Here is a 234-nt window from a genome sequence, read left to right on the forward strand (position 1 = left end):
CTGCAGGAAAGCTATCGAGTCGACCGTTTCCGGGCGCGATCGGGCGAGCGGGTGTTGTTCGAGCTCGATCCCGGCAGGGTGGCCGGAGAATTCCACGTGATCCAGATCTTGGCGCAGGGGCATACCGAGCGCCTACTGCTCGGCAAACTGTCGGACTACGAGGTCGAGCCGGAATGGCAGACGGTACTGGAACGCGGTGAAGGCAGCATGGAGAAGCCGCATGTGGTGCTGCGC

The 234-nt window shown here is 63.2% G+C and carries 1 pseudogene; it reads left to right on the plus strand.

Annotation, left to right across the window (positions count from 1 at the left end):
* Positions 1-234: pseudogene (locus tag ACPYOI_RS37135) on the plus strand (FAD-dependent oxidoreductase); the annotation flags it as partial.

Source organism: Rhizobium sp. SVR5-2C, from assembly GCF_056755115.1.